This is a genomic window from Clostridium sp. E02 (assembly GCF_003833015.1).
Taxonomy (GTDB): Bacteria; Bacillota; Clostridia; order Lachnospirales; family Lachnospiraceae; genus Lacrimispora.
Genome location: NZ_RJLQ01000007.1, coordinates 116,992 through 142,181 on the forward strand (window position 1 = coordinate 116,992; position 25,190 = coordinate 142,181).

General features: G+C 40.6%; 23 protein-coding genes. 4 read left to right on the forward strand and 19 right to left on the reverse strand.

The genetic code is table 11. The annotated features are described in order from the left end of the window. Positions 1-84 precede the first annotated feature (84 nt). The gene (locus EFT72_RS06850; RefSeq protein ID WP_124066167.1) at positions 85-945 is read left to right on the forward strand and encodes an AraC family transcriptional regulator; all 861 of its coding nucleotides are present in this window, start codon (positions 85-87) and stop codon (positions 943-945) included. Positions 946-1,022: 77 nt separating this feature from the next. Here EFT72_RS06850 and EFT72_RS06855 read toward each other — a convergent pair whose 3' ends face one another. The 5 genes from EFT72_RS06855 to EFT72_RS06875 all read right to left on the reverse strand — a co-directional run bounded on the left by EFT72_RS06855 (position 1,023) and on the right by EFT72_RS06875 (position 8,868). Beyond that, positions 1,023-1,565: a CDP-alcohol phosphatidyltransferase family protein gene (locus EFT72_RS06855; RefSeq protein ID WP_124066168.1), complete on the reverse strand. Its 543-nt coding sequence runs from the start codon at positions 1,563-1,565 to the stop codon at positions 1,023-1,025. Continuing rightward, positions 1,562-3,940 carry a glycoside hydrolase family 31 protein gene (locus EFT72_RS06860; protein ID WP_124066169.1) on the reverse strand — a complete coding sequence of 793 codons (2,379 nt, stop codon included), beginning with the start codon at positions 3,938-3,940 and terminating at the stop codon, positions 1,562-1,564. Before EFT72_RS06860 ends, EFT72_RS06855 begins: the two co-directional genes overlap by 4 nt. A 34-nt stretch (positions 3,941-3,974) precedes the next feature. Beyond that, positions 3,975-6,281, reverse strand: a complete 2,307-nt coding sequence (locus EFT72_RS06865; protein WP_124066170.1) for a glycoside hydrolase family 95 protein — start codon at positions 6,279-6,281, stop codon at positions 3,975-3,977. Positions 6,282-6,446: 165 nt separating this feature from the next. Next, a complete protein-coding gene (locus EFT72_RS06870; protein ID WP_124066171.1) occupies positions 6,447-7,808 on the reverse strand; it encodes a family 16 glycosylhydrolase in 1,362 nt (453 codons plus the stop codon). A gap of 31 nt (positions 7,809-7,839) precedes the next feature. Beyond that, positions 7,840-8,868, reverse strand: a complete 1,029-nt coding sequence (locus EFT72_RS06875; RefSeq protein ID WP_124066172.1) for a cellulase family glycosylhydrolase — start codon at positions 8,866-8,868, stop codon at positions 7,840-7,842. 122 nt (positions 8,869-8,990) lie between these two features. On the opposite strand from EFT72_RS06875, the gene EFT72_RS06880 reads away from it, so the two are divergent. After that, positions 8,991-9,755: an AraC family transcriptional regulator gene (locus tag EFT72_RS06880; RefSeq protein ID WP_124066173.1), complete on the forward strand. Its 765-nt coding sequence runs from the start codon at positions 8,991-8,993 to the stop codon at positions 9,753-9,755. On the opposite strand, the gene EFT72_RS06885 is transcribed toward EFT72_RS06880, so the two are convergent. Next, on the reverse strand, positions 9,738-10,223 hold the full coding sequence (locus EFT72_RS06885; RefSeq protein WP_124066174.1) for an iron dependent repressor, metal binding and dimerization domain protein: 486 nt from the start codon (positions 10,221-10,223) through the stop codon (positions 9,738-9,740). The two genes, EFT72_RS06880 and EFT72_RS06885, sit on opposite strands and share 18 nt — an antisense overlap. A gap of 124 nt (positions 10,224-10,347) precedes the next feature. On the opposite strand from EFT72_RS06885, the gene EFT72_RS06890 reads away from it, so the two are divergent. Both EFT72_RS06890 and feoB read left to right on the forward strand, forming a co-directional pair. Then, positions 10,348-10,584: a FeoA family protein gene (locus tag EFT72_RS06890; protein WP_124066175.1), complete on the forward strand. Its 237-nt coding sequence runs from the start codon at positions 10,348-10,350 to the stop codon at positions 10,582-10,584. Between the two features lie 38 nt (positions 10,585-10,622). Continuing rightward, positions 10,623-12,773: a ferrous iron transport protein B gene (gene feoB, locus EFT72_RS06895; protein WP_124066176.1), complete on the forward strand. Its 2,151-nt coding sequence runs from the start codon at positions 10,623-10,625 to the stop codon at positions 12,771-12,773. A gap of 99 nt (positions 12,774-12,872) precedes the next feature. On the opposite strand, the gene cooS is transcribed toward feoB, so the two are convergent. From cooS to larB, 13 genes are all read right to left on the reverse strand, one after another. Next, positions 12,873-14,783, reverse strand: a complete 1,911-nt coding sequence (gene cooS / locus EFT72_RS06900; RefSeq protein ID WP_124066177.1) for an anaerobic carbon-monoxide dehydrogenase catalytic subunit — start codon at positions 14,781-14,783, stop codon at positions 12,873-12,875. 79 nt (positions 14,784-14,862) lie between these two features. Further along, positions 14,863-16,035: an MFS transporter gene (locus EFT72_RS06905; RefSeq protein ID WP_124066178.1), complete on the reverse strand. Its 1,173-nt coding sequence runs from the start codon at positions 16,033-16,035 to the stop codon at positions 14,863-14,865. A gap of 32 nt (positions 16,036-16,067) precedes the next feature. Continuing rightward, positions 16,068-17,510, reverse strand: a complete 1,443-nt coding sequence (locus EFT72_RS06910; RefSeq protein ID WP_124066179.1) for a HAMP domain-containing sensor histidine kinase — start codon at positions 17,508-17,510, stop codon at positions 16,068-16,070. 19 nt (positions 17,511-17,529) lie between these two features. Then, complete coding sequence (locus tag EFT72_RS06915) at positions 17,530-18,222, reverse strand: response regulator transcription factor (RefSeq protein WP_124066180.1); 693 nt, start codon at positions 18,220-18,222, stop codon at positions 17,530-17,532. An 18-nt stretch (positions 18,223-18,240) separates the two neighbouring features. Further along, positions 18,241-19,029, reverse strand: coding sequence for a lantibiotic immunity ABC transporter MutG family permease subunit (locus tag EFT72_RS06920; protein WP_124066181.1), 789 nt, complete (start codon positions 19,027-19,029; stop codon positions 18,241-18,243). A 1-nt stretch (position 19,030) separates the two neighbouring features. Next, complete coding sequence (locus EFT72_RS06925) at positions 19,031-19,789, reverse strand: lantibiotic immunity ABC transporter MutE/EpiE family permease subunit (protein WP_124066182.1); 759 nt, start codon at positions 19,787-19,789, stop codon at positions 19,031-19,033. A gap of 2 nt (positions 19,790-19,791) precedes the next feature. After that, positions 19,792-20,496 carry a lantibiotic protection ABC transporter ATP-binding protein gene (locus tag EFT72_RS06930; protein WP_124066183.1) on the reverse strand — a complete coding sequence of 235 codons (705 nt, stop codon included), beginning with the start codon at positions 20,494-20,496 and terminating at the stop codon, positions 19,792-19,794. A 70-nt stretch (positions 20,497-20,566) separates the two neighbouring features. Beyond that, positions 20,567-21,127: a sigma-70 family RNA polymerase sigma factor gene (locus EFT72_RS06935; RefSeq protein ID WP_124066184.1), complete on the reverse strand. Its 561-nt coding sequence runs from the start codon at positions 21,125-21,127 to the stop codon at positions 20,567-20,569. Between the two features lie 167 nt (positions 21,128-21,294). Next, on the reverse strand, positions 21,295-21,498 hold the full coding sequence (locus EFT72_RS06940; RefSeq protein WP_124066185.1) for a hypothetical protein: 204 nt from the start codon (positions 21,496-21,498) through the stop codon (positions 21,295-21,297). A gap of 81 nt (positions 21,499-21,579) precedes the next feature. Then, positions 21,580-22,068, reverse strand: coding sequence for a flavodoxin (locus EFT72_RS06945; protein ID WP_124066186.1), 489 nt, complete (start codon positions 22,066-22,068; stop codon positions 21,580-21,582). A gap of 208 nt (positions 22,069-22,276) precedes the next feature. Further along, entirely contained in the window at positions 22,277-23,101 is an 825-nt protein-coding gene (gene larE / locus EFT72_RS06950; protein WP_279221983.1) for an ATP-dependent sacrificial sulfur transferase LarE, read from the reverse strand. Further along, positions 23,088-24,353, reverse strand: coding sequence for a nickel pincer cofactor biosynthesis protein LarC (gene larC / locus EFT72_RS06955; RefSeq protein ID WP_124066188.1), 1,266 nt, complete (start codon positions 24,351-24,353; stop codon positions 23,088-23,090). Before larC ends, larE begins: the two co-directional genes overlap by 14 nt. 1 nt (position 24,354) lies before the next feature. Then, a complete protein-coding gene (gene larB, locus EFT72_RS06960) occupies positions 24,355-25,095 on the reverse strand; it encodes a nickel pincer cofactor biosynthesis protein LarB (protein WP_124066189.1) in 741 nt (246 codons plus the stop codon). Positions 25,096-25,190: the final 95 nt, after the last annotated feature.

The window sequence follows — 25,190 nt, forward strand, 5'->3', positions numbered from 1 at the left end:
ATTTCTTGACTTCCGGAATCCACACTGGTAAACTGGAAGCAAATATTTCTGGATGCATATGGAATCAATCAGCGAGGTGCTGCAATGAGAAAGGTTTTTACGGATTTAAATATTAAGACAGTCATCAACGATACGACGTTTCTGGTATTAAACATTGTATTTGAACGGTTTCTTCGTTCCATGCCCAGACACAGCCACGGAAACAACAGTTATGAGATTCACTACATTCCCTATGGCCATGGAAAGGTAAGCATTGACAATCAGATTTATGACATAGCCCCCAATACTCTTTATATGACTGGCCCTCATGTGGAACACGAACAGATCCCGGTTAAGAATGATCCTATGACCGAATATTGTATCTATTTTAAACTAAAAAAGAATTCCACTGGACAAAAAACATCCAAAGATTCCGTAGCCTATAAATTTGAACAAACTCATTTTTGGTTTGGACAGGATTCTCAGGAACTTTACCCTTTGATGCAGCAGATATTCTTTGAGCTGGAGCATGGATATACTGGATACATGATTCAGGTAGAAGCTCTTCTTCAGCAATGTATTGTTAAGATTGTAAGAAATTACGAAAACAGAACCCATTCCAAACAGCATTTTTCTCCCTCAAATCTGGTAGACAGCAAATATCTCATTGTGGAAGAAAGTTTTCTTTATGAATTTGAAACGCTGACTTTGGAATTGTTGGCAGACCGCCTTGGTCTGAGTGTCCGTCAAACGGAACGGTTTTTAAAAGACTATTATGGAAAAACATTTCTTCAGAAAAAAACGGATGCCAAAATGTCCATGGCTAAGATTTATCTAGACAACCCAGATTTAAATATTTCTGAGATTTCAGATCTGCTTAATTACTCTTCTGTTCAACATTTTTCCTATGCGTTTCGTAAATATTATCAGTTAACAGCAAGTCAATACCGAAAAAACCAGAAATAAAAAACAGCTGTTTTTGTCAATTTAAACGGCTGTTTTTTAATGATTGGATGGCAAGCACTCACCCTTCAGTTTTCCTATTATGAATTTAATTTCGAGTCAAATAAGCTGCCTGCATTGGGGTTGTAACGATCCATTATGAGTAAAAGAAGGGTCTCCTCCAGTGCAGCTAGAAAGGGGATAACTATAACCACAAACGGTATATGACCCGTTGCTATCCCAAAGGGGAATACAAAAAAGAGGATGAATCCAGATAATTTATTCCCTACGGTATGGATCATTCCATATTGATTGAATTTTTTCTTCGTAATGACGAAATTCAACACTCTGATCACAGCGATAATAAGTCCGCCTATGATGACCGCACCATGGATTTTTAATCCATAAAAACAAATCATTCCAGTTAACGAAGCAATCAAAAAGATAAAATCAGCAAGACTGTCGATGGCGGCACCAGCAGCCGATGTGAGTTGATATCTTCTGGCAAGGAAGCCATCTAGTATATCGGTAATTCCGCACACAAAATATAGGATCAAAAAAAGTTCCCAGCAATCATCTATCCGTATTAATACCACAGACAGGACAATACGAAGAATCGAGAGAACGTTTGGTAGGTTTTTCATACTCCGATCAACTGAATCTTAAATTCCCGATCCCCCCCCATTCCTCTATAGTTCCCTTCTGGTTTGTGGATTTGAAGGTTTCGGTTCTCCTCCAACCAGTTCATCCTTGTAATCGCATATTGCCCTTCTTCATACCGGTAACTGTTTCCTTCATCCTCATAAAGTTCAAATAAAGCATCCCTGCCTGGGTAAACAAGCACTTCTATGGAGGCATCTAATCTCTCATCCACGTAATGCATAAACGGTGCCATTGGAAGGATACTCCCCGCTTTCACATAAAGAGGGATTCGGTCAAGGGGAGCATCTGCTTTTATCGTCTGTCCTCCCTCATAGGAAACATTCGTCCAGAAATCATACCAGCCATTTCCTTCTGGAAGATAAACCTCTCTTGATTTTTCAACTCCCTCAAGGGGTCTGGAATTTTTCTCAAAATACATTGGGTTTGTTACCGGACAAACCATTAAACTGGTTCCAAATAAAAACTGATCAGCCGTCTCTCTGGCTAACGCATCCCCTGGGTAGTCGAATGCCAGCATCCGGTACATGGTACTATCATCTTTCCATACCTTTGCAGCCATAGAATAGAGATACGGCATCAACCGGTACCGCAATTGGTTGATTTTAACCAGTGCATCGTAAAAGGGACTGCCTGGTGATCTAAAATTCCAAAGTTCTCTTCTAAAATCCGTACCATGACTCCGAAAAATCGGAAGAAAACTTCCATACTGATACCACCTTGTAAACAATTCCCGGTACCCCTCATCTTCATATCCCAATTCATAATCCCCATTCCAATACCATGGTACCCCTTTTTTTACAAAGAACCCTCCGATGTCTAGTGTCCAGTAAGGAAGACCACTTGCGCAGAGATTGAGACCAGCGGCAATCTGTATTTTTAAGGTATCCCATGTGGCACTTATATCACCAGACCATAAAACCGTTCCATATCTTTGCTGTCCGGTGTACCCATTCCGAGTAAGATTCATCACCCGCTTTTCATTGCTCTGACTGCGTTGTCCCTCGTACATGGTTCTTGCGTGGAATAAGCCATAAGAATTGGTCAGCTGAGCCGGTATGCACTGGCTGGCTGTCTCATAAAACTGGTGATACATAGTACTTGGTTCCGGTTGCCCCATTTGATTCCACTCTGGGGTAAATGGTTCACTAGAATCGCACCACCATGCGTCGATTCCATGACAAAACAATCCTCTTTGCGCTTGCTCCCAGTAAAGTTTTCTCCCTTCCTCTTGATAAGGATCATAAATACTGCTAAGTGGAAGCAGTAAATTTTCTTTTTCAAATTCCTTATAATTTTCTCCGTCTTTGCTCATATTCGGCCAGACTGAAATCATAAGATTGGCGTGAATTTCGTGAAGCTTCTCCATCATTGCCTTTGGATCTTTAAACCGCTTTGGATCAAAACTTTTCTGTCCCCACAAGTCTCCTTCCCAAGAACACCAGTCTAAAACAATCCCATCCAGCCCTATCTCACACTCCCTGTATTTTTCCACCACGTGAATCAATTCATCTGCTGTCTCATACCGTTCCTGTGACTGAATAAAACCGAATGCCCATTTAGGAAGCATCACTGCTTTGCCTGTAAGATTTCGGTATCCCTTGATGACTCCATCCATGGTTTCACCATGGATAAAATAATAATCCATCTCAAGATCCGCTTCCGTATAGAGATAGGAACCATAACTGGTATCACTAAAGATCATGGGGCTGTATGTATCCATAAGAATCCCATACCCAAAACTGGACACCAATAGGGGAACTGCTATCTTTTTATTGGCCTGATGCAAATAGACTGTCTGACCTCGGAGATTTAAATTTCCTTCTTCCTGCTGGCCCAATCCATACAAGGCCTCCCCGTCCTGCCAGTTTAAGTGCAGTCTGGTTTTATATAGTTTTTGGTCAAAAACTTTCGTAACATCTGTCACCACTTCTTTGATTCCATCAGGTGTTTCAATTTGGTTTAACTTGGAATTTCCATCTTTTGTTCCCTTATAACTATCAAATTCCACCAAATCCTTGCTCTCAAACTCCCGTTCCTGCAAAAGAAGCCTGCCACCTGCTTTATAGTATCCAATGGAAGCAGACGCCCTATTAATCCGGAGAAACAGACGTGACGTAACCAATCGGATTTCCTGCTCCAACTCCTCCACATTCCACTGATTGAACGATTTCATGGGTACTATCCCAGGATTTTTTTTTGTAACAAATGTATCCTTTTTGGTGTACACGATGCGAATGATATCCGGTGACATTGGTTCTAACTTCATCGTTCCATCCTCTGAATATAGAATCAATCCATCCAGAACGCGTTTTACTTCTGTTATTTTTCTATCTGGTCTCTTTGTTGCATCTAGCATAATTACCTCCCCTACGAAAGAACTAAAAAAAGATTTATGACGTCAACTGTACTTCATAAGGCTTAATGCAATCACATACGATATACGATCCTTCCTGCTCCCTATGAACCTTCGGGTCAGTTTCTATGTTACCGATGCTGTCTGGTTTTCGGAAAGCGACTCTCCCTCCCCGTTCCACCACCAATCTGCCCTGTTTTAACTGACCAGACTTCCAGGATAAAGAAACCGTTATCGCTCCCTTGGCTTTTAATCCGGTGACACTTCCTTCGGACCAGTCTTTAGGCAAAGCAGGAAGAAAATAAAGGGTATGGTCCATACACTGTAACAGCATTTCAGCAATTCCTGAAGTCCCCCCCAAATTACCATCAATCTGGAACGGTGGATGGCGATCAAAAAGATTGGGATAGGTGGACTGAGTCAGCAGCGCCTCTACATTTTCTCCCGCTTTCTCTCCGTCTCTTAATCTCGCCCACATATGTATGATCCAGGCTCTGGACCAGCCCGTGTGACCACCACCATTGGCCAGACGTTTCTCAAGTGTCACTCTGGCCGCTTTCATCAATTCTGGCGTTTTTTCAAAGGTTATCTGTTCCGATGGATAAAGTGCATACAAATGAGAAATATGACGGTGTCCTGGCTCGGCCTCTTCATAATCTTCTGCCCACTCCATCAACTGCCCATGTTTCCCCACGGAAAGAGATGGCAGGCAGGGAAGTAATGTTTCAATCCGTTGTGTGAACTCATCTTCACATTCGGTTATTTTAGCCGCCTTTAGACAAGCCGTAAAAAGATCTTTGATAATCTCTGTATCCATGGAGGGTCCGATACAAAGTTGACCGGATTGCCCATTTGAATGGATATAGGTATTTTCTGGTGATATGGATGGTCCCGTTACCAATTCTCCATGCTGATTTTCAAACAGGTATTCGGTTAAAAATCGACTTGCCTGTTTTAACAGGACCATATGTTCCCTTAGAAAAAAAACATCCTGGGTGTATTCATAATGATTCCAGATGTGGAGGCAAAGCCAAGCTGCTCCCAATGGCCATATCGTAGAGGACATAACTGAATCCTGAGGAGCACAGTCTCCAAACAAATCTGTATTATGATGAGCAACAAACCCGGATAATCCGTACATATCTCTGGCAACCTTTTCTCCATTGGGAAGCATTCTGCGAATCAAATCAAACAATGGCATATGACATTCTGATAGATTGCAGGTTTCTGCTGGCCAATAATTCATCTCTGTATTGATGTTAATGGTATATTTACTTCCCCATGCTGGATGTTCCAGCCGGTTCCAGATTCCCTGAAGATTAGCTGGCTGTGATCCAGGACGGCTGCTGGAAATCAGTAGATACCGTCCAAATTGGAAATATGCTGCAATTAGTCCGAGATCTTTCTCTCCTCTTTTTATTCTTTCTAGTCGCATTGGTACTGGAAGATGTTCTTTATCCTCTGTTGTTTTCAGTGTAAACTCTACTCGGCCAAAATAGCTTTTGTATTCTAACATATGTGCCTGTTTTACTTGTTCATATGGGAGCTGTAAAACGGTATTTAACGTATTCATACACCAGGAGACTGGATTATCCTGATAGAAATCACTTCTTATGGTCAGATAAACAGTAAAGGAATCGGTATCTTTGATCCGAATCTGATCTCTGTAAATTTCCACGGTACCACCTTCCTTTTTAATAGCCGCCATAATACAGTACTTACAGCCACCTCCACCTTCCACTCCTGTGAGGGAAAGCAGACCACCTGGGTGAACCGTAATTGCTTCCACATTCTTTCTAAAATTTGATAAAGCAATACACCCATTTAACGTCTCCCCTTCTCCTGCTTCTTGATGAATGGCAATAATTCGATGGACTGCACTTGCAAAATATTCTCTTTGATAGGACCTGTCTTTCAACGAATATTCTAGTGTCACCACTGCCTCATTCAGATCTAGACATCGTTTATAATGGTGAAACGCTTCTTCCTCATGGAAAGTAAGCCAAACTTCCCCCGCTGTACTGTAATTTCTTTGCTGGTCAGGAACTGGCATCAGCGTATCTTTTGCAAGACTCTGGGCCTTTTCAATCTCCCCTTTTTCCAGCAATTTACGAACTTCTAAATAATGATCTCTTGCTTTTTTATTGACCCGATTTCGTCCCCCTCTGCCATACCAGATGGTATCCTCATTGAGTTGTAATTTTTCCTTGCAAACGCCCCCAAAGACCATAGCCCCTATGCTACCACTTCCAATGGGAAGTGCCTCGTTCCAAATTTCTTCTGTATCCGGTCCTGCCTCTTCATATGCCACCGGCTTGTCATAGATTAACTTTAATTTCTCCATAAGAAGTTCCTCCAAACGAATTCTTTCACTTGCTCCTTCTTATCTTACCTAGATTCAACCTCTAAAATCAATCTTAATATTTTGTCTGTGCTATGAATATATTGAACAACCCCAAAAACCGCCAAAGAGCATTCGCCCATTGACGGTTTTAAAGTTCAAAAAATTCTATTGATTGACAGCAACCAATCTTACATTCCTTAAGGATACCGCTGCAGTGGAACCCCTGTGTCCCAAATTAAACTCCACTCTTCCATTGGGATCGTCTTTGCCTGATACGTCAAATTCATAGCTGTATGTCTGCCAATTCGTTGTAAGTGACTGTTTGGTGTCTTTCAGATACCGGATCCACCCATTGGTCGGTGCAGATACACATACAATGATGTCTCTATTATGTGAGGCACAGGCATCAAAACTCAACCGATATCTTGTCCCTTTCCTCATGGGAAGATTAGGCTGAACCAATTGTATGGAATAATCCACATCCCCCTCTGCCTGGGAATAAATCTTCAAGGTGTTATCCTGAATTGATGCATCTCCCCTTCCATTCTGGGTCGTTAGAAAAGTCCAGTTTTTCTCATCCGATAAATTTTCATACTCTTTAAACGAACCATTAACAATGTAGTTTCCGGTGCTATCTGGTTCTCTGAATTCCTTTTCTGGTTTTTTTACATTGGGATCATAATATGGTTTCTGATAAACTCTTACATACTTAACTTCAAAATCAGCATGATTAAAATCTGTGCTATCATCTGGATTGCCTGGCCAGGTACCGCCTACCGCAAGATTTAACTGTAAGAAAAATGGTTGATTAAACGGAGCTGGATAGGGCTCCTCTTCTTCTCCTTCTTTAGCCGTAAACCAGTCATTTATGGTCTTGTAAAGAGTTCCATCTACATAAAAGCGCATCTCCCCTGGCTCCCACTCTACAGAAAATTCGTGGAAATCATCGGCGAAGGTTCCATTGGTCAGTACATAAGTCCCTTGCTGCTGTGCATGTGGTTCTCCGTAATGAATGGTTCCATAAGAAGTATTTAGTTGATTTCCAAGTACCTCCATGATGTCAATTTCTCCACATTTTGGCCATTGACCATAAAGTCCCTCATCGGTAGGCATCATCCAGATGGCAGGCCAAAGTCCCTTCCCCCTTGGAACTTTAGCTGATACCACGACTTTCCCATATGTAAAATCTTTCTTATTCTTTGTGGTTATTTTTCCTGACGTATAATAATTATTGCCACTGTTATCTTTCGTTTTTATGGCTTTGATGATCAGTTTCCCGTCTTTTACCATTACATTATTGTTAGACGTAGTGTACTCCTGAAGTTCTTCATTGGTCCATCCCGGTTCATGAGGCTCATAATTCCATAGATTTGTATTCAATGAATTTCCATCAAACTCATCGTTCCACAACAACGTATAACCATCATAAGACGGAACCTCCCTGTGACTGTTAAAACCACACACAATGCCCCCAATTAATAGAGCCCCAAAACATAGACCGATTTTCCTTTTCACGTTCTTTCCCATATAAAAACTCCCTTCCCAAACATAACATTGATTATAATAATCGAATCAGTTCATTGAATATGGCAGCGTAATGGGCATCTGTAATTCCAAAATCCTTCCCTTTATAGGTCCAAGCGGCTCTCGATATCCCAAAAGTTTCAAATGCTTGGTTTATATCTTGATACCAGTTTAATGTAGAGGAAATATCTGCCTGATCGATGACTCCATATTCCCCACAATATAAAGCAACATTCCGCTCCTTCGCAACCTGTACCGCCTCTTTCAATAAAGCTGTAAAAAAAGACAGATCCATTTTCTCCAAACTTAGATTCTCAAAAATAGCCCCCTGATCACTGGAAAGATACTGCTTTGTATTCCAACGTATTTCTTCATACTCTGCCGGATAAGCAATGGAGAAATCCGATGGCATCCCCTTAACCCAGTAAGCCGCCTGATGTGTAAAAATAAGTGGCTCATAAAAATGAAAGTTATATACGATATGTTTATCATAAGGCAAGTCAAGTAGTTTTAGTGATTCAATGCTGTTATTTCTTACGCCCCCCAGAAGTATGTGTATTGTTGGTGCATAAGCTCTAATCTTTGATACTACACGTCTCGCGATTCCATTCCAGATATCTGAAACTTCCTGATCCACAATCTCATTCAGCAATTCAAAAGACAGTCGGTTTTCATATGTTCCATATCGCTTTGCAAATGTTTCCCATAATGAAATAAATCGATTTTGAAGATCTTCTCTTTGGAAAAAACCTTCTGAAGTCTCGAACTCGTCAAAGGAATAACCCGCGGTTTTATGGAGATCAAGAATCATATTCAGTCCATATCGTCCACACCATGTAAGACAACGGTCTATGTAATCAAATCCCTCTTCTCGATCAGACTCGTCTTCCTTCTGCACCAACTCATAATCTACCGGAAGCCTCACATGATCCAATCCCCATAATGAAATGCGTTTTATATCTTCTTCTGTTATAAATGTTTCGTAATGTTCTTTCTTATGTTCACACTGAGATAACCACCCCCCAAGATTGATCCCTCTTTTGTATCCGGCAAATGCTTTCATGTAGTGCCTCCAATCCAATTTAACTTATGTGACTTTATCATAACAGCATAAAAAAGGCTCGTATATCAATTTCATTGTATTTTTATCGTAAATATGATATAACGTAAAAAAAGGGGATTTTTATGAGCCTAAAAAAAGAAATGAGTTATCGGGAATTTATCAATCGGGAACACAGCTTGTCCCATGCGCCCTACAGTCCTGAGTTTGCCTTTTATTTTGCTATTAAATCAGGGAATCTCTATGAGGTAAAAAAGTTGTGTGAAGAAGAGTCTTTTACAGAAAAAAGTGGACTTGGCCAATTATCGGAAGACTTACTTCGAAACATGAAATATCATCTTGTTATCACTGCCGCCATGGTAGCCCGATTCTGTATTGAGGGAGGGATGAGCCATGAAATGGCCTATAGCCTTAGTGATTACTATATTTTGAAAGCAGACAAATGCAAAAGCGCAGACCAACTCTCTAGAATTCATAAGGATATGTCCTTACATTACACGCAAAAGATGAAAGCCATCAGAAAAAGCCAGGTGTGCTCAAAACCCATATCAAAATGTATCGACTATATTTATAACAATTTGCACAAAAAAATTACAGTTACAGAGTTGGCGCATGAAACGAACTTAAACTCCAGTTATCTATCTAGGCTATTTAAAAAAGAGACCGGCAGTACCATTCGCAGCTATATCAAAAAGCAAAAAATAGAAACTGCAAAAAATATGTTAAAATATTCCGAATACTCCTCTTCTCAGATTGCATCTTTTTTAGCGTTTCCAACCCAAAGTTATTTCTGTGAAGTCTTTAAAAAAGAAGTTGGACTAACTCCCAAACAGTATCAGGATCATTGCTACGGGGAAACAGGGATCAAAAAATCAAACCCGTTCTCTTAACTCATTAAACTTTTCTAAGATTTTCTCCCCCACTTCATCTTTCTTTAACAGATCTAATAGCAAAGATAGACTACTTACCGTCTCTGCCCCCAGTGAATGTTCGATTAGCTCCGTCTCTTCTAAGGCATCTGGGCTTCTCAACATTTCTAAAAAACATTCTATGGTTTCATGTCTTTTTAACAGATACCGCCCAAGATCTGTTCCAGTATCCGTTAATTTTATGCTCTCATAGCGGTCCGATTTGATGTAACCTAACTGGGATAGTTTTACAATCATCTTCGAGACAGAAGAAGCTTTCACATTAAGCAGTTTTGCCAGCTGTCCCACTCTGGCATAATCATTTTCACTACAGAGTCGATAAGTCATCTCTAGATAGTCTTCCATTGCTGGTGTCAATTGTCCTTCTTTTTGATTCACTAACTGATATCCCCGAACGGTTCTGAACTCTGATTTTTTTACGTTATTGATAAGATCAACTCCTTTTTCTTTCTTTTACTCCAGTATATTCGTAACACAAACCATTTCATAACCATATATTAGCTTAGGGAAAGTTTCTCGCCGTAAACAAATGGAATAAGGAGGCTTGTTCTCTATGAACGATCCAATTTTATTAAACCAGCTATCCCCTGGTCAAAAGGGAATTGTATCCCAAATCACAACCGATGGTTCCATCCGAAGACGGATCCTTGATCTTGGCATTATTGACGGAACGGAAATCGAATTGCTCTATAAAAACCCAGCCGGAAATCCGATTGCTTATTTAATTCGAGGTGCCGTAATTGCACTGAGATCTGATGTAACGGAACACATTCAGGTGTTGACATTATAATAGAAAAACTTTGAAACTAATTTTTCAGGAGGTTTTATATGGGATTAACAAGTGCATCTACCGGCACAGGAATCTTAAAATACTGCGGACTGCACATTATAAAAGAGTCCGAACAAGATAAAATCATTGCACTGGGTGGCAATCCAAACGTAGGGAAAAGTACGGTATTTAACCATCTGACAAAATTAAAACAGCATACTGGCAACTGGCCGGGAAAAACAGTCGTCAATGCACAAGGAAAATGTCGTTATCATGAAAAAAACTACATTATGGTAGACATCCCCGGAACTTATTCTTTGATGGCCAATTCCACTGAAGAAGAAATCGCCAGAGATTTTATTTGTTTTGGAACGTCAGATGCTGTAGTCATTGTTGCAGATGCAACCTGCCTGGAACGAAATTTGAATCTGGTTTTACAAACTTTGGAGATCACAAATCAAGTGATTCTTTGTGTGAATCTAATTGATGAGGCTTCTAAAAAAAAGATCCGTATTGACTTAAACCATCTATCAACGATACTAAAAATCCCAGTTATCGGCACCAATGCAAAATCTGGTTACGGTATGAAACGGCTTATGGATGAAGTGGAAGTTTTAACAGAATATCCACGAAAAACTCGTCCTTTCACCGTTACATATAGTGATGAAATCGAAGCGGCTGTTACACTGGTAGAGCCAGAAGTTTCTAAGCTGCTCGATGAACGGATTGACAGCCGCTGGGTTACACTGAAGCTGTTAGAAGGGGATCTTAGTCTTCTTCAATCGTTAAAGACTTATCTTGGCTTTGACTTAATGCAAGAGGAAGCATTGTCTGAAAAAATAATGGAAGCCCGTATTCTACTTTCAAAGGCAGGTATACTGGACCATTTTAGAGATCATATTGTAACTAAAATTGTAACTGAATGTGAAAAGATCGCTCATGATACAGTTACCTTTGAAAGTCGGGAATATGCATCCAAAGACCGTAAAATAGATAAAATACTAACTTCAAAACTAACTGGTATTCCCATTATGATTGCACTGCTGTTTTGTATTTTTTGGCTCACTATAACAGGTGCCAATGTCCCTTCAAAACTGCTTTCCACTGCTTTGTTTTCACTGGAGAAACCTCTGATTACCTTCTTTCAATGGATCTCAGCTCCAATATGGCTGCAAGGGATTTTTATTGATGGTATTTTTCGTACTCTTGCTTGGGTGATTTCTGTTATGCTTCCTCCTATGGCTATCTTTTTCCCGCTTTTTACGCTGTTAGAGGATCTTGGATATCTACCCAGAATTGCTTTTAATCTGGATCATCTTTTCCGGAAGGCTGCTGCCCATGGAAAGCAGGCGCTTACAATGTGCATGGGGTTTGGATGCAATGCCTGCGGAGTCATCGGCTGCCGCATTATAGATTCTCCCAGAGAGCGTTTAATCGCAATTATTACCAACAACTTTGTTCCATGCAACGGTCGATTTCCAACCCTGATTGCAATTATAACCATGTTTTTTGCAGGAGCAGCAGGTGGCCTATTCTCTTCCGTTCTTGCAACCTTACTGCTTACGGGAGTTATTGTCTTAGGGGTATTCATGACCATATTGATTTCCAAATTGCTCTCCAAAACAATATTGAAGGGAATCCCATCATCCTTTCAGTTGGAACTTCCTCCTTACCGATGTCCCAACGTGGGAAAGGTAATTATACGTTCTATCTTAGATCGCACTCTTTTTGTCCTTGGCCGGGCTGTCATGGTGGCTGCCCCTGCCGGCTTTATCATCTGGATTCTTGCCAATATATCTGTTGGAGATATGAGTCTCCTTACTCATTGTGCCAGCTTTCTTGATCCTTTTGCCAGACTTCTTGGACTAGACGGATTTATCTTGATGGCATTTATCCTGGGCTTTCCGGCAAATGAAATCGTTGTTCCCATCTTAATCATGAGTTATTTGGCGACTGGGACTTTAACGGATATGGAAAGCCTAACCAAACTGCATACATTATTCATTGACCACGGCTGGACCTGGCTGACTGCTGTCTGTACCATGCTTTTTGCTCTGATGCACTGGCCTTGCGGCACCACATGTCTGACCATAAAAAAAGAAACCCAAAGTCTTAAATGGACTCTGATTTCCTTTGCTATTCCAACGGCAACTGGCATGATTCTTTGCTTTGCAGTTGCAACTACCGCACGTTTTTTGGGATTGGTTTAAACATTGCAGTAACCAACGAAACATACAAAACAGACCGATTTTTCATGCTTTAACTATACTTAAAGTTCCTGAAAAATCGGTCTGTTTGTCTTATATCATCTATAGTCCCATGTTCTTCCTTTTCTTCATTATGTGAGTCTCTATATCATTCGCTACTTGGATGGGATCGTCTCCCAACGCTATTTTTCCACCTGTCAGCCCTTCCACTTCTTCAGTAAGAAGTTTCACTAACTTAGGTGCTCCTGTAATAAACGGGGTTGGAGATAAATGCGTATAGGCTCCATATGCGACTGCAAATACCCCATCTATAGTAGCCTTTTGTTCCATCCACTCCGGTGCAGTTACCGCTATGGGTAAATCTGAAATATCCACATCCAGATGATCTGCCAAGGCTGTGACAAGCATAGAGATTCTCCCAGTATCTGTACAAGTACCAAAACTTAGGACCGGAGGAATCCCAAGCGCTCTACACACTCCCTGTAACCCATCTCCTGCTTGGTCAATCGCATCCAGATTACACAAACCCGCAACCTCTAATCCGTGGTTTCCACAACCACCAGCTACCACCAAAATATCTTTTTTAATCAGTTCCTTGGTTAGATTCACCGTATTCCAGTCCTGTGGGCCGTTTCTTAAGGTGGAGCAATTGGCTAACGCTACGATTCCTTTTATCTGTCCCTTTGCAATAACATCCACCAAAGCATCTAAATCATTGCCGATTGCATGAAGAACCGCCTCTGTTGAGAAACCAGCAATCGCTTTCTGTTTATAGGCAGGTACCATTGGTTTGATCTTATTATGCCGCTTTTTAAAGTTCTCAATGGCAATGTGAATGCATTTTTCGGCCATCTCTCCCGCTTTTTGCGGATAGTATGGCATCTCATGTTCCGTTCCAGGGACTCCAATAATGGTACTAACACTAACCAAAGCAACCTGATATTTTTCAGCGTATTGATCAATGGCTGGAGGCGAACAGTTTTCTTCCATAACAAAGGCATCCACGGTTCCTGTTGCCAAAAAAGGCTCAATGGTCAGCCAATTTCCCATAAGTCCCACAAATACATCATCCATATCAAATCTCTGAAGGAGTTCCTGTCCTGTTTCAATGGAGCCTACAATATGAATTCCTTTGGCACCGCATTGTTTTGCCAATTCCTTATATTCTTCTTTTTTAGCCAACTGCAACGTTGCCACACCAATCCATGGCTGATGCCCATTAAATGCAATGTTTACATAGTCTGGATCCATAATTCCAAGATCTACATCCACCTCATGAGGCATTGGAGTACCAAAAAGGATATCTTGAGTCATTTCAAGACCAATCTGAGCTGTATAGATGGTAGACAACCCCAAACGAAGGGCTTTTTTTGCAAGCGAAACGTAATCCCCATCCACATTGGTCAAGCAGCTTGCAATGCAGTTTTGGACTTCATGTTCAATACCAGACGGATAAAGATTTAAATCTCTCCAGATCTTTTTCCGCTTTCTTGGTGCAAACGCCTCGGTCATAATACTTTTCTGATCTGGATCCCCCTTCATATCCCGATCCAAAAGTTCTGCCAGACAAGTTGCCATCTGACCAATACTTTGATTGGTATTAATTCCAGTTTTTTCACACATCCATCTTAATTTCACTTCATCGGTTATCTGAAAAGCAGTATTTCCTTTCCCTGTTTCTTTCAATGTCCGGAATGCCTCGTACGCATGATGAGCATAAGTCGCTGCACCCATTATATTTTGCATAAGAAGATTTCGCATCGCCATGGCATCAGCACCAATGCCACAAACCCCTTTTTCCGGTCCCTTCTGTTCGTTTATCCGGCAGGGACCATTGGTACATAATTGACAGCTTAACCCCTGAAGACAAAATTTACACCGGATCTTTTCCTGTTCATCCCATCTGGAAAACACACTGGATAAACCGTCATCCCGAATTCTTATGAGCATCTCTTCTACCGAATCATGGTAACTTACACGTCCCTGTGTTTTTTCTAATATCATTTCTGACATAACTACCTCCATACATATATTTTAAGGGTTAGTATGCCAGTTTTTTTTAATACAATTCTTTTTTTAATCAACTCCTAAGTTAATCTCCTGTCCTTCTCACCTGTTTGTAGTTGCAAGATTCTATCAAGTAAATCATACCACCAATAAAAACAAGCAGAAATAGGGGATACCATGTAATCCCAAGTTTTTGTGTCAAAAAACCTATCGTAATAGGAGAAAAAGTAGAGCCGACATAAGCGCATGCCATCTGCACCCCCATCATCGACTGGGACGCATTTTTTCCGAACCGTTCCGGTGTCTGATGGAGTAAGCTTGGAAAAATGGGCGCACAGCCAAGTCCTATTAGCAAATACCCTACAGATATAAGGATTGTGTTTTGTGAGATAAATAATAATACGACTCCAAAGCCTGCGATCCCCTGACCCAATCGGATTAAATTTTTTGTGTTGATATTTATTGTCAGCAATCCACTTAAAAAACGCCCACCTGTGATTCCAAGATAAAACAAAGAGATCAATGAGGCGGCAGTCTCCGGTGTAATCCCCTTTTTTAATACCATATAACTGCTTCCCCACAATCCGGTCACCTGTTCTAGGGAACAGTAAAAAAAGAAAGCGATCAAAGTCTGCCAGGCACATGGGAGCCTTAGAATCTCTTTTATACGAAACGTTGGCATCTCACTTTGTTCTTCCTTTGTCTGGTCCACCTGCTTTTTCCACAATGGCAGTGATAGAACAAGGATGGCTGTTAATAAAATCTGAATCAAAGAAATAAATCGGTAGCCATGCTGCCAGCCTAGATTCCCCGTTAAACTTGCTCCCATAATATAAGGACCCAGTGTCGCTCCTAGGCCCCAAAAACAATGGAGCCAGTTCATATGTCTGGCTTTATAATGCAAGGCCACAAAGTTATTTAATGCAGCGTCAATCGCTCCTGCTCCCAACCCATAGGGGATCGCCCAAATACAAAGGAATAAAAAACTGGGAGAAATAGAGAAGCCAAACAATGCAACCGCAGTCATTCCCACACTGATAACGGTTACGACCCCAGTACCTGCCTTACGAACCATACGTCCACTTAACAAGCTAGAGAATATAGTACACCCGGCAATGATCATAGACAGAATACCTGCATAGGATATTGGCACATTCATTTCAGAATACATCACCGGCCATGCAGATCCTAATAAAGCATCGGGAAGCCCCAAACTAATAAAAGAAATGTAGATTATAACGATCAATAATTGAACCATCTTTCCCTCCTTTTTACCCTACCTAGTACATGCTATTTGTCTTCGTAAATTTTATGCCAAAATTCTACACAGGCACCGAAATCTTCCTTATTTGATAGATGTATGGTTCCTCCAAGTTTTTCGACCAATTGTCTGGAGATGTAAAGCCCCAGTCCCGAATGTCCGTCATTCTGATTTCTCGCTGTATCCCCCCTGTAAAACTTTAAAAAAGCTTTCTCCAAATCTTTTCTTCCAAACCCACAGCCAGAATCCGTTATTTTATAAAAAACTCGGTTTGCCTCTACTTGAACACTGATATGGATTTCCCCCTTCTTAGGGGTATATTCTAAATGATTGCTTAACAAATTATCAAGGATTCTCTCTAATTTTTCCCGATCTGTGAGCACAGGATTTTGAGCGTTTCCCGTGACAGTAAGAAACAATCGGATGTCTTTTTGATTTGCCTGTAGCTCATAATCCCTGATTTTTTGCTCCATAAAAGACGAAATCACAACTGGTACAAGATGAAGGGGAACTGTATCTTTTTCCAAATCCGTACTATATTGCATCTGGCGCACCAGTGTCGCACTTTTATTTGCATTCTTTTTTATAATAGATAAATATCGGCTGATTTTTCCTTCTTTGTCAAGCGGCTGGTCTAACAAAGCCTCAGAATAACTTTCTATAATTGATAATGGAGTTTTTAAGTCATGAGCTAGGGATTCCACCATATCGACCCGGTCCCGCTCCATCTCCCATTGAGCAGAGAGGGAATGTTTTAATTCCTCTTTCATTTCTGAAAAGGCAACGCAAAGATCACCAAGTTCGTTCTTTGCGTGATAATCTATATCAAAATCAAGATCTTTCTCCATTATCTTTTTGGACGCACGATTTAATAAAGTCAAAGGATAATTGATCCGATTTGAAAATTTTCTGGAAAATAAAAGGGTAAAAAGGATCATATAAAGAAACGGGGATATGAGTGCAAGTGTAAAAAGAACCGGCAGACAAATACTTCCTATATGATTGGTATATGTCATCTTCAACTGATAGCATAACAAAACAACCCCAGATATATGACTGTCTTCCCCACGAATCAGTGGAATCGTCCTGATGTAATAGCCATTTTTGCTTGTCAACGTGTTCAATTGATCATATAGCTGCTCTTTATTATTTATGAAAGTGCCTTCCATATTCCCAGAAAGAATGCTTAATTGATTGTCAAGCACCTGATAGCCTATGCCTGTTTCTGGTATCATCTTTTCCAGTTCTCTACGTGCCTTTTTATTTAACAAGCCTACGTTTTCCTTCTTTATGTAAGATTCAATATAAGGAATCTGCTGCTCGTAGTAATTTGCTGGATAGATCGCTTTATACTGTAAATAAAAAATCAATATAGCAAACAAAAGATAGGTAATAATCGTTGCCGCAATACTGGATAGTAGAATCCTTGCAAACGTAGCCTGTATCTGAACTTTTAGAGATTTACTTTCCATGACCTCCCCTACCTTTTCACTACATTTTATTCCATCTGTAACCGATTCCCCATACGGTTGTAATATATTCCGTCTCAGGATCAAGAAAAGCAAATTTCGCTCTTATTTTTTTTATATGTTCCACTACCGTCGCTGCATCCCCTTCCGCATCATATCCCCAGATTCGTTCGTAGATCCGTTCCCGGTCAAAAATCTGACCACCATGCAATGCCAGAAGTTCCACAATATCAAATTCCCGTCTGGTTAATAAAACCATAGTCTCATTGATATGGATGGTCCGTTCTTTCACATCCAGACTTAACTTTCCAAAATACAGATTGACTCTTTTGTGTTCTTTGTTTATGTACTGCGCCCGCTTTTCCCTTCTTAAATTGGCCTCTATTCGGGCGAGCAGCTCGTGTAGTCCAAAGGGTTTCACGATATAATCATCCCCACCAAGATTCAAACCTTTGATTCGGTCCGATTCCGATTGCCTTCCGCTTAGAAACAAGATGGGGCAGAAAACATCATCTCGTATGGTACGGCAAACATCAAACCCATCCATTATTGGCATCATAATATCCAGTAGAATAAGGTCAGGCTGGTTCTTTGCTAATTCTACTCCCGTTTCCCCATCAAATGCCGTTAATATTTCATGTCCTCTTGTCTTTAATTCGTCTTCTAAAAGCATGACAAGCTCTTTTTCATCATCAATAATAAGAATTTTACTCATACGCTCTCCTAAGCTCTTTTATTCATGACTCTTTCGTCCTTCCCACTTGCGAAACCAAACCAAACTGATGATTGTAAAAAACAAAAAACAACATATAGCGGGAATCAGGCCTTTTCTTAATTGTTCTATAAAAAAATCCATATTCGTCATTGAGTCGGGTAAATCCACTCCTGACATCCGGACAATCGGAGCCCAGGAAATCCGTACCGACCATGCAAACGGAATGTAAGGCCAGATTAAATCCCCAACAACCGTTGTTCCAAAAATTGCAGCAATCAAAAGTCCGGCACTTCCTGCACTGATGGATGCCCCCAGGCCAAACCGTATACCTAAAAACAGGTAGAAGGAGCATAACGGCAGCATACCAGCAACGGCAAGGACACTACTTTGAAAAAATAATCCTGCCTCTATCTGCTCCATGTGTAACAAGATTTTCATCCCAATCAACAAGATTCCCATCGATTCAAAAATCACCCCTGCTAACATAACAATCAAAAGCAGCAATTTACTTAAATAGATTAATCCCCTTGAAACAGGTTGTGTCATCATCCCAATAAAATCACCAGCATGTTCCTCCTGGGTACTAAGAATTCCTGAAAATAATCCCGCCGCCATAGGCAAAAATACGGTTCCTAGCTGGAAAAAGGTTATATGTATATTATATGCCAATTCTTGTGGTTTCGTAAAGGAGCAAAAATACCAAAGGATTAGAAGAGGATAAAAAATGGGAGAGACCAAAAGTAGAATTCTAATCGATGTACGTTTGGTCTTCATCCAGTCTGATGATAGGATTCTTAACAGTTTCAAGTTACTTTACCTCCCTTTTTTTGTCCCATTGGGCCGTCAACATCGTCAAAATAAGGAAAGCGGCCAAAGACACGAAGATTCCTATGGGAATGACTGAAGGATCCAGTAAAGGATCAGAAGGAGCAAGTGTAACTCCATTGGGATGAACGCCTACCACTGGGCACATAAGACGAAGCGGCCAGCTCCAGGGAAGTAAAAACCAATGAGATCCGGGAGCAACGATGACTCCAGCGAACATTCCAACGATGGAAAGCCCCATAGAAACAACGGTTCCCTTCCATGCCGACACAAATAGATGAATGGGAATCAGACTTAGAGAAACAAACCAGATGATCACAGCCGCTTTCAGTATTGTAAAAATCGGAACGCTTCCTGCTGCAGAAATAGTCCCTGTTAATAAGATAACTGCAATTAAAACGATAGATGAAAGCAACATGTAATAGGCCAACACCAATATTTTAGCAATCCATAGGTAGATAGGATTTATATTATGCACGCGAAGGCTGCGGTTACCTCCTGATTTTTCCTCTCTGTTTTCAGTCAGCGAACCAAGAAGAGCAATTCCCAATGGAATAAAAATAAACGGCCACCAATTAAATACCAACTGGAGGAATGTTCCCCACAAAGGTTTCACACCTAAAGGAAGAAAAATCTGGACAATCACGGTATATAAGCAAAAAAACAAAGGAGCAATCACAATCAATTTTTTACTAAAGGTTCGTTTGTGCTTAAGATGTTCCGATTGAATAATTGAGAACATGACTATACCACTCTCCTATTTTCTTTGACTACTTTCATGAACAAGGCTTCTAAATTCTCCTCATGTCCAATTGGTTTTTGGTAACTCAGTCTTCCGTCACTGATAATCCCAATCTCATCCGCAATCTGCTCCACTTCAGAAAGAATATGGCTGGATAGTATTACGGTAATTCCATGACCTGGAAAAGACCGGATTAACTCACGTAACTCCTGAATGCCCAGAGGGTCAAGTCCATTAGTTGGTTCATCGAGAATCAACAGCTTCGGTTGATTTAGAAGTGCAATTCCAATGCCTAATCTTTGTTTCATTCCCAATGAAAACTGAGCTGCTTTCTTATTCCCTGTGCCAGTAAGATCTACGATCTTAAGTACTTCTTCAATTCGTTCTTTGGAAATTCCCAGTACCATGGTATGTATCTTTAAATTTTCCCTAGCGGTAAGATTTCCGTATAATGCTGGAGATTCAATTAAGATTCCCATTTCATTCAGACATGCTCTCTCCCACTTTTTCCCCTGGAAATAAATTTCCCCTTCTGTTGGGCGCAAAAGTCCTACAATCATTTTAAGTGTGGTGCTTTTCCCTGCTCCATTGGGGCCTAGCAATCCATAAACAGAACCAGAGCGGATTGATAAGGAAACGTGATCCACTGCAATTTGTTTTCTAAAACTCTTTGTTAGATTCTTTGTCTGTAGAATATAATCTTGCATTTTATCGATTCTCCCTTCTCTTCTTTTACCTTGCATTTTAACAGCAAAAAATAAAGATTTCATAAAGACGCTATTTTATCTCCTTCTCTTTTTCTTTTCTTAATTCCTCTTTTAATGCCTTTCTGGCTCTATACAAGCGCATTTTGGCATTTTCCCGACTAATCCCCAATATTTTCCCCATTTCTTCATAGGAACAGTCCATTTCTATTTTAAGATACAAAATATCAGAATAATTTTTTCTCAACTTTGCGATTCCTTTTCCTATCATTACACAGGCTTCTCTCACCGAAAACTGATCAAACGCAGATTCTTCATAGCCCAGAGCATAATTGCATTCATTTAGTGAAACTGTCTGGTTCTTCTTTTGTTTCCGAAACATATCAATGGCTGTATTTCTTACTATGATCATTATAAATGCTCGAGTACGGTAACTATCAATTTGATCTATTTTCTCCAGATTATCAATAATTTTAATAAAAGCTTCTGATACGGCATCTTCTGCTAAGTGAATTTCTTTTAAAATATAATTTGCTACGTATAACATAGTTTTACTGTAATCTTTATAGATTTCAGCCACTTTGTCCCGATCCTTCTCATCTTTAAGCACCTTTGTACACTCAAACAATTTCATGCCCTCCCTCACCTATCATTATTCATTTATTATATCAAATAATAATGTTTGTTTATAAAATCCTCTGAAACTGTCGATCATGGGCGGTAATTATGATTTTAACACTTTATTATAACGCAAAAAAAAAGCAGGAAGTTAAAACCTCCTGCTTGAAACAACATAACCGACTACTTATCACCTGTTTTATAATCATTTCTTGCCCAATTGGGTGCATGGATTGGGCCTGCTTTCTCATTGCCATTTTTGGCAGCTCCCTGGATTTCTTGTACTTGTGCCTGTTCATTCTTAGGACGATGCATTTTTTCATGATTTTCTGTTCCATGATTCTTAGAATCGTAAGGACTTGGTCTCCTCATGCCTGATTTTGCCATAATAATACCTCCTATGATTCTAGTTTTCGTATTTCCATAAAAACTATACAAAGAATCAGAAATCAATCATGATCTTAACGATCAAGAAGCAGGACCGGATATCTTTCTAGCCCACTCAACCGCTTTTTGGGTACTCTCTTCTGGTTTTTTCTTTGGTTCATAAAAATCCACCTCACCAATAAACGCATTTCCATCAAGTGCTTTTTTGAATTTTTCAAAGCATTTCTTGCTTCCCCCGCCTCCATGACAGGCAAACAAGCCGATTTTCCTTCCCTTGATTTTATATTGATCTATAAAACTTTTTATGGGGGGTGCAAAGGAACTTGCCCACACGGGCGTACCGATTAAAATTGTGTCATATTGGTCCAAATCAATCAATTCATTTAGAAGCTCTGGCTTTTCACCAAACATCACACTTTTTCCTCCCCAAAAAAACTTAGACAGTCCTTGCGTCGGATATTTTTTACTAGTTTTTAACTCCACAGAATCGCTACTTATGGTCTTTGTCACTGCCTCTGCAATCAACTTTGTGTTCCCCTCAAACGAAAAATATACTACGATCGCTTTCATTCTCTTTTTCCTTCTTCCTTATTCTACTAAACCATTCCTATCGTTGCTGGATCTCCACTCCACCCATTATTTAAGTATTACATTATAGCAACTCAATAAGATTGTCAAGTAAGCTCCATTCTTTTCCTTTTGCCTTCATTTTTCTGACCGTACTCACAAGCTGCCGCTATTAGCGTAGATGCAAACGGTATGTTTTATTTGCCTGATACTAAAGTGAAACCCCTATATCCATGCTTCCGGATCGGAATCCTTCCATATCCATCGTAATATAGGAAAACCCCAATTCTTTTAAATATGCTATAATTTCCTTGCTATTTGAAAGCAAAGCACCCATCACTTCCTGATCTACCTCGATCCGTACAATATCCTTATGAATTCTTAAACGCACATTTCCCTTAACAAGAGCGCTTACGAATTCCTCCCCTTTCCCAATCCGGCTAAGAATATCATAATCGATCTCCGTATGATAAGGAAGCCGGGTTGCCATGCAGGGAGCGGAAGGTCTTGATGCCACAGAAATCCCATAGAAAGAAGCCAGTTCTTTCACTTTGGATTTCGTAATATGAAGATGTGCCAGGGGGCTGATAATTCCAAGTTCTCTTAAAGCCTTGATTCCTGGTCTGTAAACATGCAGGTCATCCTCATTGGTTCCATCCATAATATACCGGATATTCTTTTCTCCGGCAAAATCCTTCAACGTCTGAAAAAGCTTCTTTTTACACAGATAGCACCGGTTCTCTGGATTAAACCGGATCTCATCCTGATCCAGTTCATTCACGGAAATCACTTTATGGATTCCCCCTAGTTCTTTCGAAACCCTTGCCGCAATCTCTCGATCACAGGAAGGATGAAGGCGGCTGTCAAACGTTACTGCATACACTTTATTCCCCGTTATTTTCGCTGCATCTGCGGCAGCTTTAAGAAGAAGACTTGAATCCACTCCCCCGGAAAATGCCAAACAGATATCCTCTTTAGCATATTCTTCCATCGCCTGTTCTAATTGCCTCCTTACCTGATCTTTATTCTGTTCCACAGTGTTTGGCCTCCTCACGTATGTTTGCATAAACCTCTTGATAATCCTTTCCGCTTTGTCTGCAAAGATTTCTTATGCTTTCATATTCCGGATAAACAAATACTTGATCTTTATACGTGCAAATCTTTACGTTTGCCTCTCCGTATTTGGTCATTACTTTTTTTTCATTCCGTCCCATTACAGTTCTTGATACTGGATATCTTCTCACTCCAATGGTGGTGGTATGAAGAAACAAAATTTCTTCCATTTTGCTTATCTCCTCTTCCCCACAGATCACAGAGATCATATAGGCAGGTCGGTTTTTCTTCATATAAACTGGTGTATTCCACACATCAGCAGCTCCTGCTTCCAATAAAGATTCCATGGCAAGTCCAAGCATTTCCCCACTAGAATCGTCCACATTGGCCTCCAGAACCCAACGTTTCTCATTCTCTTCCTCTGATTCCTCTAAAATCATTGCGCGCAGGACATTGGCTTGTTTAAACTCCTTTTTCCCCGCACCCATTCCAATTTTTAGAATTTGACAGGATGCAGGAAGTTTATTTCTGGTTTTAAGAGCTGCGGCGATCGCTGCCCCTGTAGGAGTCACCATCTCCCCCTCAACATCCATAAACCGCAGATTTAATCCATAGGCCAAAGCAATGTTTGCGGTCGCCGGAACAGGAACAGGAATAATCCCATGCTGACACCGAACGCAGCCAAATCCCTCTGCAAGAGAAGATACTACAACCTCCTCGATCCCAAGGTTATCTATACAAATTGCAGTGCTGATTATATCTACAATTGAATCAATGGCTCCGACCTCATGGAAATGAACATCTTCCACTGGAATTCCATGAGCCTTAGATTCTGCATCTGCAACGATTTCAAACATTCTTTTCGAAAGCTTTTTGACCCGGTCACCGGATTTTAGCTTGTCAATGATAGGATAAATGTCAGAAAGGCTGCGATGTACATGGTCTTGGTTATGGTTATGATTGTGCTCCTGCTCATGACTGTGCTCATGCCCGTGACTATGCTCCTGCTCATGACTGTGTTCCTTCTCAACGTCATTTTCCAGATGTACATCAAAATCATAGGCATCCAAGCCGCATTTACTGGTTCTTCCAAAATGAAGATGATATCCATCCACGCCCAAACTCTCAAGCGCACTTATAAGAACTTCTTTATTCGCTCCCAGATCTAACAGGGCACCCACCGTCATATCTCCGCTAATTCCAGAATTGCATTCTAAGTATAATATTTTTCCCATGTCATCTCACCGCCAGTCGATTAATTTGTGCTGCCAGATAGCCGGCTCCGTAACCATTATCTATATTTACCACCGAAATACCATTGGCACAGGAATTTAGCATCGTAAGAAGAGCGGACAAACCATGGAAACTTGCTCCATAGCCAATTGAGGTGGGCACAGCGATAACCGGGCAGTCAACCAGACCAGCAACCACGGTTCCCAAAGCTCCCTCCATTCCAGCAACTGCTATAATACAGTTCACATTCCGAATCCGGTCCCTTTGCGCAAGAAGTCGATGGATCCCAGCCACTCCCACATCAAAAATCCGGTCCACAACACATCCATAATATTCCGCTGTCTGAGCCGCTTCTTCGGCTACGGGAATATCCGCTGTTCCTCCGGTACAGACGGCAATTCCCCCTGTCTTCTCCTTTGGCATTTCCACCTTAAGGATCCTTGACATAGGATCATACTGTATCTCTGGTATCACATCTCTTACCAACTCAAATTGTTCGTTTGTGGCTCTGGTACCAAGTACCTGACCATCTCTTTTATAAAATTTTTTGAAAATGTCAGCCAAATAAACATCCGGCTTTCCCTGACAAAAAATAGTCTCGCCAAAACCGGAACGAAGTGTTCTGTGATGATCTAACTTTGCATAACCCAGTTCTTCATAGGGAAGATCCGTTAATAGCTGTTGTGCTGTCTCAATATCCAGTTCGCCAGTTTTCACCTGATTTAGCATGTCTTTTATATCCATATGCCACCTCTTTCTCCGATGTCGTAAATGCCCTTCAATCAGCTTGCTTGCCAGAAACGGTTATACGTATCCTGTCCGCCGTTATAAAAAGTATA

Coding starts and splice junctions, on each gene's coding strand:
- EFT72_RS06850 (WP_124066167.1), top strand. CDS start 85: ATGAGAAAGGTTTTTACGGATTTAAATATTAAGACAGTCATCAACGAT.
- EFT72_RS06855 (WP_124066168.1), bottom strand. CDS start 1,565: ATGAAAAACCTACCAAACGTTCTCTCGATTCTTCGTATTGTCCTGTCT.
- EFT72_RS06860 (WP_124066169.1), bottom strand. CDS start 3,940: ATGCTAGATGCAACAAAGAGACCAGATAGAAAAATAACAGAAGTAAAA.
- EFT72_RS06865 (WP_124066170.1), bottom strand. CDS start 6,281: ATGGAGAAATTAAAGTTAATCTATGACAAGCCGGTGGCATATGAAGAG.
- EFT72_RS06870 (WP_124066171.1), bottom strand. CDS start 7,808: ATGGGAAAGAACGTGAAAAGGAAAATCGGTCTATGTTTTGGGGCTCTA.
- EFT72_RS06875 (WP_124066172.1), bottom strand. CDS start 8,868: ATGAAAGCATTTGCCGGATACAAAAGAGGGATCAATCTTGGGGGGTGG.
- EFT72_RS06880 (WP_124066173.1), top strand. CDS start 8,991: ATGAGCCTAAAAAAAGAAATGAGTTATCGGGAATTTATCAATCGGGAA.
- EFT72_RS06890 (WP_124066175.1), top strand. CDS start 10,348: ATGAACGATCCAATTTTATTAAACCAGCTATCCCCTGGTCAAAAGGGA.
- feoB (WP_124066176.1), top strand. CDS start 10,623: ATGGGATTAACAAGTGCATCTACCGGCACAGGAATCTTAAAATACTGC.
- cooS (WP_124066177.1), bottom strand. CDS start 14,783: ATGTCAGAAATGATATTAGAAAAAACACAGGGACGTGTAAGTTACCAT.
- EFT72_RS06905 (WP_124066178.1), bottom strand. CDS start 16,035: ATGGTTCAATTATTGATCGTTATAATCTACATTTCTTTTATTAGTTTG.
- EFT72_RS06910 (WP_124066179.1), bottom strand. CDS start 17,510: ATGGAAAGTAAATCTCTAAAAGTTCAGATACAGGCTACGTTTGCAAGG.
- EFT72_RS06915 (WP_124066180.1), bottom strand. CDS start 18,222: ATGAGTAAAATTCTTATTATTGATGATGAAAAAGAGCTTGTCATGCTT.
- EFT72_RS06925 (WP_124066182.1), bottom strand. CDS start 19,789: ATGTTCTCAATTATTCAATCGGAACATCTTAAGCACAAACGAACCTTT.
- EFT72_RS06930 (WP_124066183.1), bottom strand. CDS start 20,496: ATGCAAGATTATATTCTACAGACAAAGAATCTAACAAAGAGTTTTAGA.
- EFT72_RS06935 (WP_124066184.1), bottom strand. CDS start 21,127: ATGAAATTGTTTGAGTGTACAAAGGTGCTTAAAGATGAGAAGGATCGG.
- EFT72_RS06940 (WP_124066185.1), bottom strand. CDS start 21,498: ATGGCAAAATCAGGCATGAGGAGACCAAGTCCTTACGATTCTAAGAAT.
- EFT72_RS06945 (WP_124066186.1), bottom strand. CDS start 22,068: ATGAAAGCGATCGTAGTATATTTTTCGTTTGAGGGGAACACAAAGTTG.
- larC (WP_124066188.1), bottom strand. CDS start 24,353: ATGGGAAAAATATTATACTTAGAATGCAATTCTGGAATTAGCGGAGAT.
- larB (WP_124066189.1), bottom strand. CDS start 25,095: ATGGATATAAAAGACATGCTAAATCAGGTGAAAACTGGCGAACTGGAT.